Source organism: Italian clover phyllody phytoplasma str. MA1, assembly GCF_000300695.1.
Classification (GTDB): Bacteria; Bacillota_I; Bacilli_A; order Acholeplasmatales; family Acholeplasmataceae; genus Phytoplasma.
Map to the genome: position 1 here is coordinate 1 of NZ_AKIM01000177.1, position 697 is coordinate 697.

A 697-nucleotide genomic window follows, 5' to 3' on the forward strand; every position below is an offset into this window, starting at 1 on the left:
AATATTCACCTTATATTTGTTTAATAATTTTTACTTTAACAACAATTATCATCTGTAATTTTAATAATAATAATTTTAAAGAATATGTTAATTTTCAAAAAGATAATTTAAAAGAAAACATATTAATCTTCAAAACCAATATTTAAAACAAAAAATTAACCTTATTGAAAAGGAAATGGATGAATTCCAACAAGAAACCCAAAGTAATTTTAAAAAAATTAATGAAAAAATAGATAAATTAGAAGAAATGATAATAAATCAAAATAAATCCAATCAAGAAAGCGAGTAAAATCATATGGCTAAAAAAACAAATAAAAACACTAAAAATCAATCCAAAAACAATAAATCTAACGAAATAATTATCAAAAGAAAAAATCCAACTCCTAAAATAATTATCGAAACTCAAACTAAAAAAGAAAACTGGTTGTTTAAAATCATTAAAACTTTCTTTAACATCCTCATTTGGTGTATCCCATTATTATTAATTGGTGGGGCGATTTATTGGACCCTTTTTAAATTCTTTCCTGAAGTTTTAAACCAAATCAACGCTTTTACCAGTAACGCCGCAACTAAAACTAAAGTATTATACGATAAAACCACTCAACCAATTCGTAAAGTTATTGAGTATATCTATAATAAAGTAACAGGCAACGATAAAGATCCTAATCATACTCCTTCACCTCAAAATAAATTAGGT

Annotated in this window: 1 pseudogene; it reads left to right on the forward strand. The window is 23.7% G+C overall.

From position 1 onward, the window contains the following. Positions 1–295: 295 nt before the first annotated feature. Positions 296–697: pseudogene (locus RI01_RS03200) on the forward strand (hypothetical protein); the annotation flags it as partial.